This is a genomic window from Vibrio sp. GJ43-1 (assembly GCF_055808835.1).
This window is the reverse complement of sequence record NZ_CM147884.1, coordinates 3375856-3395734: the sequence shown is the minus strand read 5'-3', so window position 1 is coordinate 3395734 and position 19879 is coordinate 3375856. Positions and strand designations below refer to the sequence as shown.

The 19879-nt window shown below is 46.2% G+C and carries 7 protein-coding genes, 2 tRNA genes, 6 rRNA genes and 2 pseudogenes; 14 read left to right on the top strand and 3 right to left on the bottom strand.

Annotation, left to right across the window (positions count from 1 at the left end; translation table 11 throughout):
- Positions 1-14: 14 nt before the first annotated feature.
- From AC0L66_RS16135 to AC0L66_RS16125, 3 genes are all read right to left on the bottom strand, one after another.
- Entirely contained in the window at positions 15-476 is a 462-nt protein-coding gene (locus AC0L66_RS16135; RefSeq protein ID WP_250619358.1) for a chemotaxis protein CheX, read from the bottom strand.
- 12 nt (positions 477-488) lie between these two features.
- Positions 489-938, bottom strand: a complete 450-nt coding sequence (gene zur / locus AC0L66_RS16130) for a zinc uptake transcriptional repressor Zur (protein WP_428754783.1) — start codon at positions 936-938, stop codon at positions 489-491.
- A 685-nt stretch (positions 939-1623) separates the two neighbouring features.
- Positions 1624-1791, bottom strand: coding sequence for a hypothetical protein (locus AC0L66_RS16125; RefSeq protein WP_265677654.1), 168 nt, complete (start codon positions 1789-1791; stop codon positions 1624-1626).
- A gap of 103 nt (positions 1792-1894) precedes the next feature.
- On the opposite strand from AC0L66_RS16125, the gene dusA reads away from it, so the two are divergent.
- The 14 genes and pseudogenes from dusA (at position 1895) to AC0L66_RS16055 (ending at position 19499) form a co-directional block, all read left to right on the top strand.
- Complete coding sequence (gene dusA / locus AC0L66_RS16120; RefSeq protein WP_473569283.1) at positions 1895-2896, top strand: tRNA dihydrouridine(20/20a) synthase DusA; 1002 nt, start codon at positions 1895-1897, stop codon at positions 2894-2896.
- A gap of 224 nt (positions 2897-3120) precedes the next feature.
- Complete coding sequence (locus tag AC0L66_RS16115) at positions 3121-3330, top strand: envelope stress response protein PspG (protein ID WP_265677653.1); 210 nt, start codon at positions 3121-3123, stop codon at positions 3328-3330.
- A 100-nt stretch (positions 3331-3430) separates the two neighbouring features.
- Positions 3431-3661 carry a thymidylate kinase gene (locus tag AC0L66_RS16110; protein WP_265677652.1) on the top strand — a complete coding sequence of 77 codons (231 nt, stop codon included), beginning with the start codon at positions 3431-3433 and terminating at the stop codon, positions 3659-3661.
- Positions 3662-3758: 97 nt separating this feature from the next.
- Positions 3759-5613, top strand: a pseudogene (locus tag AC0L66_RS16105) (assimilatory sulfite reductase (NADPH) flavoprotein subunit).
- Positions 5613-7327 (top strand): annotated as a pseudogene (gene cysI / locus AC0L66_RS16100) (assimilatory sulfite reductase (NADPH) hemoprotein subunit). Before AC0L66_RS16105 ends, cysI begins: the two co-directional pseudogenes overlap by 1 nt.
- Positions 7320-8093: a phosphoadenylyl-sulfate reductase gene (locus tag AC0L66_RS16095; RefSeq protein WP_265677649.1), complete on the top strand. Its 774-nt coding sequence runs from the start codon at positions 7320-7322 to the stop codon at positions 8091-8093. The pseudogene cysI and the gene AC0L66_RS16095 overlap by 8 nt, the downstream one beginning before the upstream one ends.
- A 650-nt stretch (positions 8094-8743) precedes the next feature.
- Positions 8744-10298, top strand: a 16S ribosomal RNA gene (locus AC0L66_RS16090).
- Between the two features lie 68 nt (positions 10299-10366).
- Positions 10367-10442 (top strand) — tRNA-Glu (locus tag AC0L66_RS16085).
- A gap of 316 nt (positions 10443-10758) precedes the next feature.
- Positions 10759-13648, top strand: a 23S ribosomal RNA gene (locus tag AC0L66_RS16080).
- Positions 13649-13780: 132 nt separating this feature from the next.
- A 5S ribosomal RNA gene (rrf, locus tag AC0L66_RS16075) occupies positions 13781-13896 on the top strand.
- Positions 13897-14304: 408 nt separating this feature from the next.
- A 16S ribosomal RNA gene (locus AC0L66_RS16070) occupies positions 14305-15859 on the top strand.
- 355 nt (positions 15860-16214) lie between these two features.
- Positions 16215-19104: ribosomal RNA gene (locus AC0L66_RS16065) — 23S ribosomal RNA — on the top strand.
- A gap of 132 nt (positions 19105-19236) precedes the next feature.
- Positions 19237-19352 (top strand): 5S ribosomal RNA (rrf, locus tag AC0L66_RS16060).
- Together the 16S, 23S and 5S rRNA genes with 2 tRNA genes alongside form the textbook arrangement of a ribosomal RNA operon.
- Positions 19353-19422: 70 nt before the next feature.
- Positions 19423-19499: transfer RNA gene (locus AC0L66_RS16055), tRNA-Asp, on the top strand.
- Positions 19500-19879 lie beyond the last annotated feature (380 nt).

Genomic DNA, 19879 nt, shown 5'->3' with positions numbered 1-19879 from the left:
TTCGAAAGGAATGACTATTCGAAACAAATTTCAATAAATGCGTTACCCCATTCTGAGGTAAATGGCATGATGATGATGGCACCATCACACTTGTGTCGAATGGTATGTCCTTTCCCTGAAACAACCACAGGGGTGGCCATGTCAAAATCGAAGCCTTTCTCTGCAAGGATACGTTTTGCTCCGCCAGTGACCATGTTGGTGATTTCACCGACCATATCGGTCACTTCTTCATTTAAACCATGAGGGCGTTCGCCCAACATTTTTTGCATGATTTCCAATGCCAACCCTTCTTCAAAGGTAATAGACATGGATCCGCGAGATTGCGTTCCTACCATTCCAATAAGGCCGGACACGTCTCCACGTGCTACCTCATCTTTTTTAATTCTGGGTTTTAATGGCTTTATCTCCATTGAAGCCATTGTTTTTAGCACATTCATGAGTGAGGCTAAAAACGGGTTTACAAATTCAGCGCGCATAACTTCTTCTATCTAAGTGTGATCTTCCAATGACGAACACGTCTGACAAGTACCATGAGATTCTATAACGTGGTTGGAATATTGAAAGCCATATTTATCAACGTTGCTATTCAACAAGGCTATCAGATTATCATCTTGTAGTTCAACGACATTGCCGCATTTGTCACAAATCAGAAGATGAGAAAAATGCTTATGTTCGCCAAATGAACAGCATGAGACAAAGCTGTTTGTTGATTCCACGCGATGGATAAACCCTTGCTCCAATAAAAAATCAAGAGCGCGATATACGGTTGGCGGTTTGGCTTTGGGTTCACTGGCCTTTAATTGCTCCAGTAGCTCATAAGCACTTGATGCCTTTTTATTTTCACAAATTAGAACAAAAACACTGCGACGTTGTGGCGTTAAGCGAACACCACGAGCGGCACAAATATCTTCGACTTGTTGGATTAACTGTTGATTCACATGACCACCTACCTAAGCGATATCCCTACATCTTATACTATTTCCCTACTCAGATCGTTATTGTCGTGTGGGGAACGACAGATAGATTCATGGATTGCGATGCTTCGGTCACATAGATTATTGGTCAACTTCGAGGTGAGATCAAAAGTCATACTTTGAGTCGACTAATTCTGAAGAGATATTTAACGACTTATGTACAGCTCTATAAGTAAAAGGATCATCATAGGCCAAATACTCCTATTGCTAAGTGTATAGGCTACTTTTTTGAGAGTGATGCTTGGTTTTTGTGTTTTTTATTTATATTTTTCAATATTTTATGTTTTTTGTGGGGCTTGGGAACCCAAGCTGGTTTTATTGGATAGTGGTGAGCGAAGAGTCGTTGTACAGGTTGGGCAGTAAAAAGAACATGGCAACCCTTCCTTGTATTAAGCAAAGAAGGGTTAGATATAAAGAGGGGATGAAGCTATCACCACAGCTGTAAATCAGCTTAACAGAGAAAAAGACAATACAGGTTTCGAGTAGTGCTATTGTTGGAGCTTAGTTGCCAGTCATTAAGCCTATCGATGACATGGCATTAAATACGGCACAGTCCTATTCAGCAAATCAGTTAAATCCTTAGCAGTCATGAATTTATTAAGGGGTAGTGTTTCGAGGGAGGGTTTCAAGCGGGTTGATACCAGACACCTCAGCTGTGATTGCGCTTCTGAGGGCGTAGGTTGTCGTCAGCTCTTTCTTTTTGAAAGTTCTTAATTCTCTGTGTATTATTGCCTGCTTTTTCTTCACGATGATGGTTGCCTTGTAGCGGAATTCCCCGTTCTGTCGCGACCGTTTTTTTCATTGATAGAGAAAGCATTCCGTTGTCCTCTTATCTTACGGGGACTATGGGACTAATTTAGGCAAAGTACCCATGATATTCAAAGCGGATTTGAGTGGTTAAAAACTTAGGTAAAACAATGATGAAGCCAGACAACACAAGCGATTTCCATTCAAGCCGACTTTCCATTGCGCCCATGCTCGATTGGACGGATAGGCATTGTCGTTATTTCCATCGTTTGCTTTCTTCGCAAGCTTTGCTGTATACCGAGATGATCACAACAGGTGCCATTATCCACGGTAAAGGGGATTTCTTAACTTACAGCGAGGAAGAGCATCCCGTCGCGTTGCAGTTAGGTGGTTCAAATCCAACAGACTTAGCGACTTGCGCTAAGCTTGCCCAAGAGCGCGGTTATGATGAAATTAACCTTAACGTTGGTTGCCCATCTGATAGGGTACAGAACGGCCGTTTTGGTGCTTGCCTTATGGGAGAGCCTGAACTGGTTGCGGAATGTATTGCTGCAATGAAAGCGGTTGTGTCGATTCCTGTTACGGTAAAGACACGTATTGGCATTGACGATCAGGATTCTTATGAGTTTCTGACGCGCTTTGTTTCTATCGTTTCAGAGCAAGGTGGTTGTCAAGACTTTACTATCCATGCTCGTAAGGCGTGGTTGAGTGGATTAAGTCCAAAAGAGAACCGTGAAATCCCACCCCTTGATTACCCTCGAGCTTATCAAATTAAAAAGGATTTTCCGCATTTGCAAATTGGAGTAAATGGCGGCGTTAAAACATTAGATGAGTCTTTAGAGCACTTAGCACACCTTGATGGAGTGATGATTGGTAGAGAAGCGTATCAAAACCCTTATTTACTTGCTGAAGTTGACCAAAAGATCTTTGGTTTAGACTTGCCAGTGAAAAAGCGTAGTCAGGTTGTAGAAGAGATGTGCCCTTACATTGAAAAGCAATTGGCTAATGGTTCTAATTTGGGGCATATCAGCCGACATATGATTGGGTTATTTCAAGCAATGCCTGGCGGTAGGCAGTGGCGTCGTTATATTAGTGAAAATGCTCATAAGAAAGGCGCTGGGGTTGAAGTGATTCAAACTGCGCTGACTAAGATTCCCAAAGAGCTCGACGTCTAAATTTACCAATGTGATGGTAAAAAATACCAACTCCAGCTAGCGTCGACGTTAGTTGGAGTTTTTTTGTTTTATAGATACTTAAAAATCAACAAGTTAAAAGTTGGAATGGTTTGTGCTAGTAATTTATCTATTAGAACAATGGTTCATTAGCAATAGGCGAATTTATACACCTTAGCTTGAGCGACTGTGTCTTTGTTGTTTGGTTAGTGCCGAGAGGAGGCAATATGTTTGAACTGATTTTTGTTATGGTATTTATTGGCATGTTGGTTATGACTGGTGTGACGTTTGTTACGGTCACTTTAGCCATAGTGGCGTCTTTTGCTGTTATGTTTGTGTTAGGGATGATGGGGGTGGTTATCCAGTTGCTGCCGTGGATTGTTGCTTTTGTCATAGCTATATGGGTGTATCATCGATTTATAGCGCGAGAGGGCTAACATATTTGCAACAACTAAACGAGCGAACGCGTCGTCACTTGCTATAGTTATACTAATCAACCTGCGCAGATAGGGCGAGCAGTATACTTAGGGAGTGATTATGACAATAACCGAATTGAAGTACCTTTATCATCAGGACTTGTTGGCTGAAGCGATCATCGAACCGTCTGAACTGGATGGTGGATGGGTGGTGGAATTTCGCCACAAACAAGGGGGATTCCTTATGTTAACGGACATTCATGGTGCTGAATGTCAGTATGTTGACCTCGATAAAGCGTCCAAGTCAGCCCTTGCCGTTGGCTTCTCTCAGGTTCGTATTGAAGCTAAGTAACCCACCTTAAAACCTTTCCTTTCTTCCAAAAAGTTATAAAACATTCATATCTATTCTTTCTTGTTATTAAAATGGTTGGTTAATCTATCGTCACGCAATGATTAGGGATGTCGTGACTATGTCATCAAATGGAAATACACAACAACAATTACCGGGTTTAGCTGCTCCTATTAATGATCAGCAGTTATCTCAACTACAGCAAGCATCAACCGCTTTATCTTCTAACCAATTAGCCTGGGTAAGTGGGTACTTTTGGGGATTAAGCCAATCTCAAAACTCAGCACAATTGACCCCTGTCGCCAGTGCCGTGACTTCTGCCGTTGCTGCTGCCCCCGCGGGTAAGCTGACTATTATTTACGCCTCTCAAACTGGTAATGCTAAAGGTGTAGCGGAAGCGCTTGAGCAAGAAGCTTCTGCTCACGGTATTTCCGCACAGTTGTTCGATGCAAGTGACTATAAAGGTAAAAACTTAGCGAAAGAAACCCACGTTATTTTTGTTGCGTCGACGAATGGTGAAGGCGAAGCACCAGACAATGCGATTGAATTACATGAGTTTCTGCAGTCTAAAAAAGTCCCTAAACTCACCAATCTAAAATTTGGTGTGATTGGCCTTGGTGACTCAAGCTACGAGTTTTTCTGTCAAACCTAGTAAGGATTTTGATGCATTCTTAACGAAGCAAGGCGCAACTCCATTCATCGAAAGGTTGGATTGTGATGTCGACTACGACGTTTCAGCAGCAGAATGGCGCCTTAAAGCGCTTGAAGTGATCAAAGATGATTTATCGTCTCAACCAGCAGATGTTGTGACGTTACCTGTCGCAACGGCAGGCGCTGCGTCGTCGTATACCAAGCAGAACCCTTATACTGCGACACTGTTAACAAGCCAAAAAATAACCGGGCGTGATTCAGGTAAAGATGTTCGTCACATTGAAATTGATTTAGAAGACTCTGGGCTGACCTACCAAGCGGGGGATGCACTGGGTGTTTGGTTTGAAAACAGTAGCGAGCTGGTGGATGCGATTCTTGCACAGACCAATCTATCTGGCATTGAAAGTGTCGATGTTGATGGTGAAAGTGTTTCATTGCGTACAGCGTTAATTAAGAACTACGAAGTGACAGCGTCAAATCCGCAGCTTATTACCAAATATGCCGAGTTATCAGGTAGTAAAAAACTGCTGAAATTAGTCGAGAATAAAGATCAGCTAAGAGAGTATTCAGCTGAAACTCAAGTGATTGATGTACTCAAAGAGAAGAAAACCAAACTCGAGGCCACATCGCTTCTATCTATACTGCGTCGTCTAACACCACGTTTATACTCGATAGCGTCAAGCCAATCAGAAGTGGATGAAGAAGTTCACTTGACAGTGGCGCTGGTAGAATATGACAAAGGTGAAGAAACACGATATGGCGGGGCTTCTTACCATTTAGCTAAAGGGTTAGAAGAAGGTGGAGAGGTTAAAGTCTTTGTTGAACATAACAAGCAATTTAAGCTCCCTGAAGATAACGACACGCCTATTATTATGGTCGGGCCGGGTACGGGTATTGCTCCATTCCGGAGCTTTATTCAAGAGCGTGAGAGTAGAGAGGCTAAAGGTAAAAATTGGCTGTTTTTTGGTGACAGGACGTTTACTCAAGATTTCTTATATCAAGTAGAGTGGCAAAAGTACCTCAAGTCCGGTGTATTAGATCGTTTAGATGTTGCGTTTAGTCGTGATCAGCATGAAAAAGTTTACGTTCAACATCGTCTACTAGAGCAAGGTGAACGAGTTTGGCAATGGTTGCAGGAAGGGGCGCATATTTATGTGTGTGGTGATGCAACGCATATGGCAAAAGATGTGAATGCAGCATTAGTTGAAATTACCAAGCAATATGGTGGTAAAGATTCAGCTGATGCAGAGGAATACATAAACGAGTTAAGAAAAGCAAAACGTTATCAAAAGGATGTGTACTAATGAGCAAACAAGAAGTCTTAGGCCAAGTGTTGGGCCCATTAGCTGATAACGAACGCTTGAAGCGAGAGAGTAATCACCTCCGAGGTACGATTGAATCGGATTTAAGCGATCAAATCACTGGTGGGTTTACCGCTGATAACTTTCAATTGATTCGATTTCACGGTATGTACCAGCAGGATGACCGTGATATTCGAAATGAACGCACCAAGCAAAAGTTAGAACCTCTACACAACGTAATGTTACGAGCGCGTATGCCGGGAGGGATCATTTCGCCTAAACAATGGTTAGCGATCGATAAGTTTGCTTCAGACCATAGTCTCTACGGCAGCATTCGTTTAACGACACGTCAAACGTTTCAGTTTCATGGTGTATTGAAACCTAATATTAAACTAATGCACCAGACGTTGAATAGTATTGGTATTGATTCCATTGCAACGGCTGGTGATGTTAACCGAAATGTCTTGTGTACGACGAACCCAGTTGAATCTGAGCTTCATCAAGAAGCTTACGAGTGGGCAAAAAAATCAGTGAGCACTTATTACCAAAGACTCGAGCTTATGCAGAAATTTGGTTAGATGGTGAGAAAATCGAGACAACCGAAGAAGAACCCATCCTTGGTAGTAACTATTTACCAAGGAAATTCAAAACAACCGTTGTAATCCCTCCACAAAATGATGTGGACGTCCACGCCAATGATCTCAACTTTGTCGCCATCGCAGACGCTGGCAAGCTTATTGGCTTTAATGTTCTCGTCGGTGGTGGTTTGGCCATGACGCATGGTGACCTGTCGACATACCCACGACGTGCTGATGACTTTGGTTTTGTCCCACTGGCAAATACGTTAGATGTTGCAGCCGCGGTGGTAACGACTCAGCGTGACTGGGGCAATCGTTCTAACCGTAAAAATGCGAAAACCAAATATACATTAGATCGCGTAGGGATAGATGTATTTAAAGCTGAAGTCGAAAAGCGAGCTGGTATCGTTTTCTCTAAGAGTCGACCATATGAATTTACAGAACGTGGTGATCGTATTGGATGGGTTGAAGGAATAGACGGTAAACACCACTTAGCTTTATTTATAGAAAATGGTCGCTTGCTCGATTACCCAGGAAAACCGTTGAAGACTGGTGTCGCTGAAATTGCCAAAATACATAAAGGTGATTTCAGAATGACGGCAAATCAGAACTTGATAGTGGCAGGAGTAAGTAAAACGCAGAAAGCCAAAATTGAAAAGATAGCGCGTGCACATGGCTTAATGGATGATCTGGTAAGTGAGCAGCGTAAAGACTCAATGGCATGTGTAGCATTTCCTACCTGTCCTTTAGCAATGGCGGAAGCCGAACGTTTTCTTCCATCATTTGTTACTGAGGTTGAAGACCTGCTAGCGAAACATCAAATACCTAAAGAAGAGAGCATTATCTTACGTATTACTGGCTGCCCTAATGGATGTGGACGAGCAATGTTGGCGGAAGTGGGTTTAGTGGGCAAAGCGCCTGGTCGTTATAACCTTCATCTCGGTGGTAATAAAGCAGGAACCCGTGTGCCTAAGATGTATAAAGAGAACATTACTGATAAGCAAATCTTGCAGGAGCTGGATAGTTTGATTGGAGAGTGGGCTCAAAAACGTACCAACAAAGAAGCATTTGGTGACTTTGTAATAAGAACTGGCGTGATCGAGGAAGTCAAAGTATCAAAGAGGGATTTCTATGCTTAAATTTGAAGAGGGCTATAAACTAGAAACATTATTGTCTTTGACCAAGACCGAGCAAATCCTCAAGTTGGCCGAACTAAACGGACATTTAGAGTCGTTAAGTGCAGAGCAACGTATCGCCTGGGCATTCGAAAACTTACCTGGACAGCACGTTCTTAGTTCTAGCTTTGGTATGCAAGCAGCGGTGATGCTTCACTTAGTAAGCCAGGTTAGAGATGATGTACCAGTGATACTCACCGATACAGGGTACCTGTTTCCTGAGACATACCAATTTATTGATCAACTTACTCAGCAACTAGACCTGAATGTACACATATATAGTGCAAAACTGAGCCCTAACTGGCAAGAAGCAAGATACGGTAAGTTGTGGGAGCAGGGTATAGAGGGGATTAAACAATATAACCTCATTAATAAAGTAGAACCAATGAAGCGTGCGCTTGAAGATCTTAAGGTCAAAACTTGGTTCTCAGGTTTAAGAAGGGAGCAAGCGGAGAGCCGTTCGAGTTTGCCTGTATTAGCTATTCAAAATGGTCGCTTTAAATTTCTTCCTATTATCGATTGGTCTAATCAACAGATAGAAGACTATCTTCATTTGCACGGGCTGAGTTATCACCCTCTTAAAGAAGAAGGCTATTTGTCTATTGGTGATACGCATACAACTCAAAAGTGGGTGCCGGGTATGAAAGAAGAAGAGACGCGGTTTAATGGTTTAAAACGAGAATGTGGACTACATGAAGAAGATGATGAACAAGATGGCTCTGGAATCTAACGATTAAGATACAAAAAAGAGGGCGAAAGCTCTCTTTTTTTAATAACTCTGTGGATAACCTGTATTTGAATTGAGGGTAAAGTGGGATAAATAAGCCTTTGGGTTGGTTTTTAATAAAAAACCGTTATTTTTGCAATTTATTCAAAAAAACGCTTGCCAATGTGACTCTGATCTCTATAATGCGTCCTCACTGACACGGCAGAGCCCATAAGGGTTCACGGCAGTGTTCAGTAAGGCTTCTAGCCAAAAGAGAGTTCGAGATTTGTTTTTGAAATAAGTAAAAAATAAATCAATAAAGTGTTTGACACGAAAGAATATCTCGCTAGAATGGCCGCCTCTTCAAACGGAAAGCCAAGCGCTGACCAAGTGAAGAAATGTTCTTTAAAAATTTAGACCTATATCAATCTGTGTGGACACTTGTTGATGATAATCATTATGTTTGCTTCTGCTGCAAAGTAGAAACGAACCACTTCTTCGGAAGTAAAATGGTTTTCAATGAACACGTGACCTAAGGGTAGTAAGCTCGCTTACTGTCACACAGTCAAAATTCATTATCGTTCTGTTGGAACGATAATAGCTTTAAAATTACTTCTTACTTTTTAAGTAAGGGACAGTTTTGAAGTCAGTATTCATTGAGCCGACAAAATCTTAAATTGAAGAGTTTGATCATGGCTCAGATTGAACGCTGGCGGCAGGCCTAACACATGCAAGTCGAGCGGAAACGACAACATTGAGCCTTCGGGTGATTTATTGGGCGTCGAGCGGCGGACGGGTGAGTAATGCCTGGGAAATTGCCCTGATGTGGGGGATAACCATTGGAAACGATGGCTAATACCGCATAATGCCTTCGGGCCAAAGAGGGGGACCTTCGGGCCTCTCGCGTCAGGATATGCCCAGGTGGGATTAGCTAGTTGGTGAGGTAATGGCTCACCAAGGCGACGATCCCTAGCTGGTCTGAGAGGATGATCAGCCACACTGGAACTGAGACACGGTCCAGACTCCTACGGGAGGCAGCAGTGGGGAATATTGCACAATGGGCGCAAGCCTGATGCAGCCATGCCGCGTGTATGAAGAAGGCCTTCGGGTTGTAAAGTACTTTCAGCAGTGAGGAAGGTTCATGCGTTAATAGCGTATGGATTTGACGTTAGCTGCAGAAGAAGCACCGAGCTAACTCCGTGCCAGCAGCCGCGGTAATACGGAGGGTGCGAGCGTTAATCGGAATTACTGGGCGTAAAGCGCATGCAGGTGGTTCGTTAAGTCAGATGTGAAAGCCCGAGGCTCAACCTCGGAACTGCATTTGAAACTGGCGGACTAGAGTACTGTAGAGGGGGTAGAATTTCAGGTGTAGCGGTGAAATGCGTAGAGATCTGAAGGAATACCAGTGGCGAAGGCGGCCCCCTGGACAGATACTGACACTCAGATGCGAAAGCGTGGGGAGCAAACAGGATTAGATACCCTGGTAGTCCACGCCGTAAACGATGTCTACTTGGAGGTTGTGGCCTTGAGCCGTGGCTTTCGGAGCTAACGCGTTAAGTAGACCGCCTGGGGAGTACGGTCGCAAGATTAAAACTCAAATGAATTGACGGGGGCCCGCACAAGCGGTGGAGCATGTGGTTTAATTCGATGCAACGCGAAGAACCTTACCTACTCTTGACATCTAGAGAAGCCAGCGGAGACGCAGGTGTGCCTTCGGGAACTCTAAGACAGGTGCTGCATGGCTGTCGTCAGCTCGTGTTGTGAAATGTTGGGTTAAGTCCCGCAACGAGCGCAACCCTTATCCTTGTTTGCCAGCACATAATGGTGGGAACTCCAGGGAGACTGCTTAGGTGATAAACCGGAGGAAGGTGGGGACGACGTCAAGTCATCATGGCCCTTACGAGTAGGGCTACACACGTGCTACAATGGCGCATACAGAGGGCAGCAAGCTAGCGATAGTGAGCGAATCCCAAAAAGTGCGTCGTAGTCCGGATTGGAGTCTGCAACTCGACTCCATGAAGTCGGAATCGCTAGTAATCGTGGATCAGAATGCCACGGTGAATACGTTCCCGGGCCTTGTACACACCGCCCGTCACACCATGGGAGTGGGCTGCAAAAGAAGTGGGTAGTTTAACCTTCGGGAGGACGCTCACCACTTTGTGGTTCATGACTGGGGTGAAGTCGTAACAAGGTAGCCCTAGGGGAACCTGGGGCTGGATCACCTCCTTATACGAAGATTGTCTTGATGAGTGTTCACACAGATTGATTAGGTTTAAAAAGATTAAAGACACACCTATGTCCCGTTCGTCTAGAGGCCTAGGACACCGCCCTTTCACGGCGGTAACAGGGGTTCGACTCCCCTACGGGATACCATTTATAAGTGTTCTTATTTCGTTTACTAGAAACGAGAGTCTTTAAAAATGGTTACTGTTTAAGTAACACATGCTCTTTAACAATTTGGAAAGCTGACGAACAACATTTGATTTAATGTTGTTCAAATAAAAGTTCTCAAATCCTATGTCTTTAAGATGTAGGTACCAACACACATTCAAGTGTTCTTGGAAACAGCACAACTTCGGTTGTGACGTTTATATTTGAGTCCGGCAAAATCGAATGCTATCTCGCTCATTCAAATAATGAGATAGCGACTTTGGTTGTTTGCCATACATAAGACCTTTTGGGGTTGTATGGTTAAGTGACTAAGCGTACACGGTGGATGCCTTGGCAGTCAGAGGCGATGAAGGACGTAATAACTTGCGATAAGCCCAGATTAGGTAGTAATAACCTGTGAGTCTGGGATTTCCGAATGGGGAAACCCACGTGCATAAGCACGTATCATTAACTGAATACATAGGTTAATGAGGCAAACCGGGGGAACTGAAACATCTAAGTACCCCGAGGAAGAGAAATCAACCGAGATTCCGAAAGTAGCGGCGAGCGAAATTGGATTAGCCCTTAAGCTTTTAATGATGCAGGTGAAGGCTCTGGAAAGTGCCGCAGTAAAGGGTGATAGCCCCGTAACCGACACATCATAATCAGTGAAAACGAGTAAGGCGGGACACGTGATATCCTGTTTGAATATGGGGGGACCATCCTCCAAGGCTAAATACTACTGACTGACCGATAGTGAACCAGTACCGTGAGGGAAAGGCGAAAAGAACCCCTGTGAGGGGAGTGAAATAGAACCTGAAACCGTGTACGTACAAGCAGTAGGAGCCCACTTGTTGGGTGACTGCGTACCTTTTGTATAATGGGTCAGCGACTTATATTCAGTGGCAAGGTTAACCGTTTAGGGGAGCCGTAGGGAAACCGAGTCTTAACTGGGCGTTCAGTCTCTGGATATAGACCCGAAACCAGGTGATCTAGCCATGGGCAGGTTGAAGGTTGAGTAACATCAACTGGAGGACCGAACCGACTAATGTTGAAAAATTAGCGGATGACTTGTGGCTAGGGGTGAAAGGCCAATCAAACCTGGAGATAGCTGGTTCTCCCCGAAAGCTATTTAGGTAGCGCCTCGGACGAATACTACTGGGGGTAGAGCACTGTTAAGGCTAGGGGGTCATCCCGACTTACCAACCCTTTGCAAACTCCGAATACCAGTAAGTAATATCCGGGAGACACACGGCGGGTGCTAACGTCCGTCGTGGAGAGGGAAACAACCCAGACCGCCAGCTAAGGTCCCAAAGTATAGCTAAGTGGGAAACGATGTGGGAAGGCTTAGACAGCTAGGATGTTGGCTTAGAAGCAGCCATCATTTAAAGAAAGCGTAATAGCTCACTAGTCGAGTCGGCCTGCGCGGAAGATGTAACGGGGCTAAGCTATACACCGAAGCTGCGGCAATATGATTTATCATATTGGGTAGGGGAGCGTTCTGTAAGCCGTTGAAGGTGGACTGTAAGGTCTGCTGGAGGTATCAGAAGTGCGAATGCTGACATGAGTAACGATAAAGGGGGTGAAAAACCTCCTCGCCGGAAGACCAAGGGTTCCTGTCCAACGTTAATCGGGGCAGGGTAAGTCGACCCCTAAGGCGAGGCCGAAAGGCGTAGTCGATGGGAAACGGGTTAATATTCCCGTACTTCTTATAATTGCGATGGGGGGACGGAGAAGGCTAGGTGGGCCTGGCGATGGTTGTCCAGGTTCAAGTACGTAGGCGGGTGGTTTAGGTAAATCCGGACCACTACTAACGCTGAGATACGATGTCGAGCTACTACGGTAGTGAAGTCATTGATGCCATGCTTCCAGGAAAAGCCTCTAAGCTTCAGATTATAAGAAATCGTACCCCAAACCGACACAGGTGGTCGGGTAGAGAATACCAAGGCGCTTGAGAGAACTCGGGTGAAGGAACTAGGCAAAATGGTACCGTAACTTCGGGAGAAGGTACGCTCTTGGCGGTGAAGTCCCTTGCGGATGGAGCTACTAGGAGTCGCAGATACCAGGTGGCTGCAACTGTTTATTAAAAACACAGCACTGTGCAAAATCGTAAGATGACGTATACGGTGTGACGCCTGCCCGGTGCCGGAAGGTTAATTGATGGGGTTAGACTTAGGTCGAAGCTCTTGATCGAAGCCCCGGTAAACGGCGGCCGTAACTATAACGGTCCTAAGGTAGCGAAATTCCTTGTCGGGTAAGTTCCGACCTGCACGAATGGCGTAATGATGGCCACGCTGTCTCCACCCGAGACTCAGTGAAATTGAAATCGCTGTGAAGATGCAGTGTACCCGCGGCTAGACGGAAAGACCCCGTGAACCTTTACTACAGCTTGGCACTGAACATTGACCCTACATGTGTAGGATAGGTGGGAGCCTTTGAAGCATGCACGCTAGTGTGTGTGGAGGCAATCTTGAAATACCACCCTTGTATGCTTGATGTTCTAACGTTGGTCCCTAATCGGGATTGCGGACAGTGCCTGGTGGGTAGTTTGACTGGGGCGGTCTCCTCCCAAAGAGTAACGGAGGAGCACGAAGGTGGGCTAAACACGGTTGGACATCGTGTGGTTAGTGCAATGGCATAAGCCCGCTTGACTGCGAGAATGACAATTCGAGCAGGTACGAAAGTAGGTCATAGTGATCCGGTGGTTCTGAATGGAAGGGCCATCGCTCAACGGATAAAAGGTACTCCGGGGATAACAGGCTGATACCGCCCAAGAGTTCATATCGACGGCGGTGTTTGGCACCTCGATGTCGGCTCATCACATCCTGGGGCTGAAGTCGGTCCCAAGGGTATGGCTGTTCGCCATTTAAAGTGGTACGCGAGCTGGGTTTAGAACGTCGTGAGACAGTTCGGTCCCTATCTGCCGTGGGCGTTGGAAGATTGAAGGGGGCTGCTCCTAGTACGAGAGGACCGGAGTGGACGAACCTCTGGTGTTCGGGTTGTCATGCCAATGGCATTGCCCGGTAGCTAAGTTCGGAATCGATAACCGCTGAAAGCATCTAAGCGGGAAGCGAGCCCTGAGATGAGTCTTCCCTGGCACTTTAAGTGTCCTAAAGGGTTGTTCAAGACTAGAACGTTGATAGGCAGGGTGTGTAAGTGCTGCGAGGCATTGAGCTAACCTGTACTAATTGCCCGTGAGGCTTAACCATACAACACCCAAAGGGTTTTGATGGACTCAAAGCAAGAACATAATTGAATGTGTATTAAGAATTTTTATTAAGCTTTCCAGATTAATTTTGCCTTCAGTTTTTATGAAAAGCTGAAAGTAAAAGAAGAATTTGCTTGGCGACCATAGCGTTGCAGACCCACCTGATCCCATGCCGAACTCAGAAGTGAAATGCAGTAGCGCCGATGGTAGTGTGGGGTTTCCCCATGTGAGAGTAGGACATCGCCAGGCTTTAATATCGACTTGTCTCAATTGAGACGAGTCAACATAGTTTTTTAAGCAAATACTTAGAATATTATGTTGACTTTCAAAGTAGATAGCGTATTATACGCGTCCTGCTTAGGTGCTAAGGCATTGAAAGCAAAGCTCTTTAACAATATAGACCTATATCAATCTGTGTGGACACTTGTTGATGATAATCATTATGTTTGCTTCTGCTGCAAAGTAGAAACGAACCACTTCTTCGGAAGTAAAATGGTTTTCAATGAACACGTGACCTAAGGGTAGTAAGCTCGCTTACTGTCACACAGTCAAAATTCATTATCGTTCTGTTGGAACGATAATAGCTTTAAAATTACTTCTTACTTTTTAAGTAAGGGACAGTTTTGAAGTCAGTATTCATTGAGCCGACAAAATCTTAAATTGAAGAGTTTGATCATGGCTCAGATTGAACGCTGGCGGCAGGCCTAACACATGCAAGTCGAGCGGAAACGACAACATTGACCCTTCGGGTGATTTGTTGGGCGTCGAGCGGCGGACGGGTGAGTAATGCCTGGGAAATTGCCCTGATGTGGGGGATAACCATTGGAAACGATGGCTAATACCGCATAATGCCTTCGGGCCAAAGAGGGGGACCTTCGGGCCTCTCGCGTCAGGATATGCCCAGGTGGGATTAGCTAGTTGGTGAGGTAATGGCTCACCAAGGCGACGATCCCTAGCTGGTCTGAGAGGATGATCAGCCACACTGGAACTGAGACACGGTCCAGACTCCTACGGGAGGCAGCAGTGGGGAATATTGCACAATGGGCGCAAGCCTGATGCAGCCATGCCGCGTGTATGAAGAAGGCCTTCGGGTTGTAAAGTACTTTCAGCAGTGAGGAAGGTTCATGCGTTAATAGCGTATGGATTTGACGTTAGCTGCAGAAGAAGCACTTAGCTAACTCCGTGCCAGCAGCCGCGGTAATACGGAGGGTGCGAGCGTTAATCGGAATTACTGGGCGTAAAGCGCATGCAGGTGGTTCGTTAAGTCAGATGTGAAAGCCCGAGGCTCAACCTCGGAACTGCATTTGAAACTGGCGGACTAGAGTACTGTAGAGGGGGGTAGAATTTCAGGTGTAGCGGTGAAATGCGTAGAGATCTGAAGGAATACCAGTGGCGAAGGCGGCCCCCTGGACAGATACTGACACTCAGATGCGAAAGCGTGGGGAGCAAACAGGATTAGATACCCTGGTAGTCCACGCCGTAAACGATGTCTACTTGGAGGTTGTGGCCTTGAGCCGTGGCTTTCGGAGCTAACGCGTTAAGTAGACCGCCTGGGGAGTACGGTCGCAAGATTAAAACTCAAATGAATTGACGGGGGCCCGCACAAGCGGTGGAGCATGTGGTTTAATTCGATGCAACGCGAAGAACCTTACCTACTCTTGACATCTAGAGAAGCCAGCGGAGACGCAGGTGTGCCTTCGGGAACTCTAAGACAGGTGCTGCATGGCTGTCGTCAGCTCGTGTTGTGAAATGTTGGGTTAAGTCCCGCAACGAGCGCAACCCTTATCCTTGTTTGCCAGCACATAATGGTGGGAACTCCAGGGAGACTGCTCGGTGATAAACCGGAGGAAGGTGGGGACGACGTCAAGTCATCATGGCCCTTACGAGTAGGGCTACACACGTGCTACAATGGCGCATACAGAGGGCAGCAAGCTAGCGATAGTGAGCGAATCCCAAAAAGTGCGTCGTAGTCCGGATTGGAGTCTGCAACTCGACTCCATGAAGTCGGAATCGCTAGTAATCGTGGATCAGAATGCCACGGTGAATACGTTCCCGGGCCTTGTACACACCGCCCGTCACACCATGGGAGTGGGCTGCAAAAGAAGTGGGTAGTTTAACCTTCGGGAGGACGCTCACCACTTTGTGGTTCATGACTGGGGTGAAGTCGTAACAAGGTAGCCCTAGGGGAACCTGGGGCTGGATCACCTCCTTATACGAAAGATTATCTTGATGAGTGTTCACACAGATTGATTAGGTTTGATTAGTTAAGAACAATAGAGCTTTAATTAATGTTTACTCATTGATTAAAGCTTTGTGCTTTATGCTCTTTAACAATTTGGAAAGCTGACGAACAACATTTGATTTAATGTTGTTCAAATAAAAGTTCTCAAATCCTATGTCTTTAAGATGTAGGTACCAACACACATTCAAGTGTTCTTGGAAACAGCACAACTTCGGTTGTGAGGTTTATATTTGAGTCCGGCAAAATCGAATGCTATCTCGCTCATTCAAATAATGAGATAGCGACTTTGGTTGTTTGCCATACATAAGACCTTTTGGGGTTGTATGGTTAAGTGACTAAGCGTACACGGTGGATGCCTTGGCAGTCAGAGGCGATGAAGGACGTAATAACTTGCGATAAGCCCAGATTAGGTAGTAATAACCTGTGAGTCTGGGATTTCCGAATGGGGAAACCCACGTGCATAAGCACGTATCATTAACTGAATACATAGGTTAATGAGGCAAACCGGGGGAACTGAAACATCTAAGTACCCCGAGGAAGAGAAATCAACCGAGATTCCGAAAGTAGCGGCGAGCGAAATTGGACTAGCCCTTAAGCTTTTAATGATGCAGGTGAAGGCTCTGGAAAGTGCCGCAGTAAAGGGTGATAGCCCCGTAACCGACACATCATAATCAGTGAAAACGAGTAAGGCGGGACACGTGATATCCTGTTTGAATATGGGGGGACCATCCTCCAAGGCTAAATACTACTGACTGACCGATAGTGAACCAGTACCGTGAGGGAAAGGCGAAAAGAACCCCTGTGAGGGGAGTGAAATAGAACCTGAAACCGTGTACGTACAAGCAGTAGGAGCCCACTTGTTGGGTGACTGCGTACCTTTTGTATAATGGGTCAGCGACTTATATTCAGTGGCAAGGTTAACCGTTTAGGGGAGCCGTAGGGAAACCGAGTCTTAACTGGGCGTTCAGTCTCTGGATATAGACCCGAAACCAGGTGATCTAGCCATGGGCAGGTTGAAGGTTGAGTAACATCAACTGGAGGACCGAACCGACTAATGTTGAAAAATTAGCGGATGACTTGTGGCTAGGGGTGAAAGGCCAATCAAACCTGGAGATAGCTGGTTCTCCCCGAAAGCTATTTAGGTAGCGCCTCGGACGAATACTACTGGGGGTAGAGCACTGTTAAGGCTAGGGGGTCATCCCGACTTACCAACCCTTTGCAAACTCCGAATACCAGTAAGTAATATCCGGGAGACACACGGCGGGTGCTAACGTCCGTCGTGGAGAGGGAAACAACCCAGACCGCCAGCTAAGGTCCCAAAGTATAGCTAAGTGGGAAACGATGTGGGAAGGCTTAGACAGCTAGGATGTTGGCTTAGAAGCAGCCATCATTTAAAGAAAGCGTAATAGCTCACTAGTCGAGTCGGCCTGCGCGGAAGATGTAACGGGGCTAAGCTATACACCGAAGCTGCGGCAATATGATTTATCATATTGGGTAGGGGAGCGTTCTGTAAGCCGTTGAAGGTGGACTGTAAGGTCTGCTGGAGGTATCAGAAGTGCGAATGCTGACATGAGTAACGATAAAGGGGGTGAAAAACCTCCTCGCCGGAAGACCAAGGGTTCCTGTCCAACGTTAATCGGGGCAGGGTAAGTCGACCCCTAAGGCGAGGCCGAAAGGCGTAGTCGATGGGAAACGGGTTAATATTCCCGTACTTCTTATAATTGCGATGGGGGGACGGAGAAGGCTAGGTGGGCCTGGCGATGGTTGTCCAGGTTCAAGTACGTAGGCGGGTGGTTTAGGTAAATCCGGACCACTACTAACGCTGAGATACGATGTCGAGCTACTACGGTAGTGAAGTCATTGATGCCATGCTTCCAGGAAAAGCCTCTAAGCTTCAGATTATAAGAAATCGTACCCCAAACCGACACAGGTGGTCGGGTAGAGAATACCAAGGCGCTTGAGAGAACTCGGGTGAAGGAACTAGGCAAAATGGTACCGTAACTTCGGGAGAAGGTACGCTCTTGGCGGTGAAGTCCCTTGCGGATGGAGCTACTAGGAGTCGCAGATACCAGGTGGCTGCAACTGTTTATTAAAAACACAGCACTGTGCAAAATCGTAAGATGACGTATACGGTGTGACGCCTGCCCGGTGCCGGAAGGTTAATTGATGGGGTTAGACTTAGGTCGAAGCTCTTGATCGAAGCCCCGGTAAACGGCGGCCGTAACTATAACGGTCCTAAGGTAGCGAAATTCCTTGTCGGGTAAGTTCCGACCTGCACGAATGGCGTAATGATGGCCACGCTGTCTCCACCCGAGACTCAGTGAAATTGAAATCGCTGTGAAGATGCAGTGTACCCGCGGCTAGACGGAAAGACCCCGTGAACCTTTACTACAGCTTGGCACTGAACATTGACCCTACATGTGTAGGATAGGTGGGAGCCTTTGAAGCATGCACGCTAGTGTGTGTGGAGGCAATCTTGAAATACCACCCTTGTATGCTTGATGTTCTAACGTTGGTCCCTAATCGGGATTGCGGACAGTGCCTGGTGGGTAGTTTGACTGGGGCGGTCTCCTCCCAAAGAGTAACGGAGGAGCACGAAGGTGGGCTAAACACGGTTGGACATCGTGTGGTTAGTGCAATGGCATAAGCCCGCTTGACTGCGAGAATGACAATTCGAGCAGGTACGAAAGTAGGTCATAGTGATCCGGTGGTTCTGAATGGAAGGGCCATCGCTCAACGGATAAAAGGTACTCCGGGGATAACAGGCTGATACCGCCCAAGAGTTCATATCGACGGCGGTGTTTGGCACCTCGATGTCGGCTCATCACATCCTGGGGCTGAAGTCGGTCCCAAGGGTATGGCTGTTCGCCATTTAAAGTGGTACGCGAGCTGGGTTTAGAACGTCGTGAGACAGTTCGGTCCCTATCTGCCGTGGGCGTTGGAAGATTGAAGGGGGCTGCTCCTAGTACGAGAGGACCGGAGTGGACGAACCTCTGGTGTTCGGGTTGTCATGCCAATGGCATTGCCCGGTAGCTAAGTTCGGAATCGATAACCGCTGAAAGCATCTAAGCGGGAAGCGAGCCCTGAGATGAGTCTTCCCTGGCACTTTAAGTGTCCTAAAGGGTTGTTCAAGACTAGAACGTTGATAGGCAGGGTGTGTAAGTGCTGCGAGGCATTGAGCTAACCTGTACTAATTGCCCGTGAGGCTTAACCATACAACACCCAAAGGGTTTTGATGGACTCAAAGCAAGAACATAATTGAATGTGTATTAAGAACTTTTATTAAGCTTTCCAGATTAATTTTGCCTTCAGTTTTTATGAAAAGCTGAAAGTAAAAGAAGAATTTGCTTGGCGACCATAGCGTTGCAGACCCACCTGATCCCATGCCGAACTCAGAAGTGAAATGCAGTAGCGCCGATGGTAGTGTGGGGTTTCCCCATGTGAGAGTAGGACATCGCCAGGCTTTAATTTCGTTGTTATCTTTTTAATGAAAGATGAGAACAAGAAATAGCATTATGCTGAATAGACACTGCGGAGTGGTAGTTCAGTTGGTTAGAATACCAGCCTGTCACGCCGGGGGTCGCGGGTTCGAGTCCCGTCCACTCCGCCACTTATACTAAGCCCTAGTCGAAAGACTGGGGCTTTTTTACGTCTAAAATAAATTGTGCTTGATCGTTCAGCCGCTTACCTTGTTCTTAGATAAGTGGTCTATTACGCTAGTTCGAGTCTTGTTTACCTGACACTTACCCCCACCCTTATGCTAGACGTCCCTGCTGGAAGGTTGGGAATTTGTGACGTTTGCGTTTCCCCACCCTGCCTTCCCTGGCGCATATAATGAGTTACTCCATGTCAGTATGGTTTTTCTCCAGTCTGAATGTGCTATATCATCCCTAAAAAGTACGGTTCTCTGTTACCTAGAATTCGCCTAAGCGGCGTATATGTCACTTAGGTGAGTTTTGGCATTCTTGTTTACACCTAGGACCTAGCTAA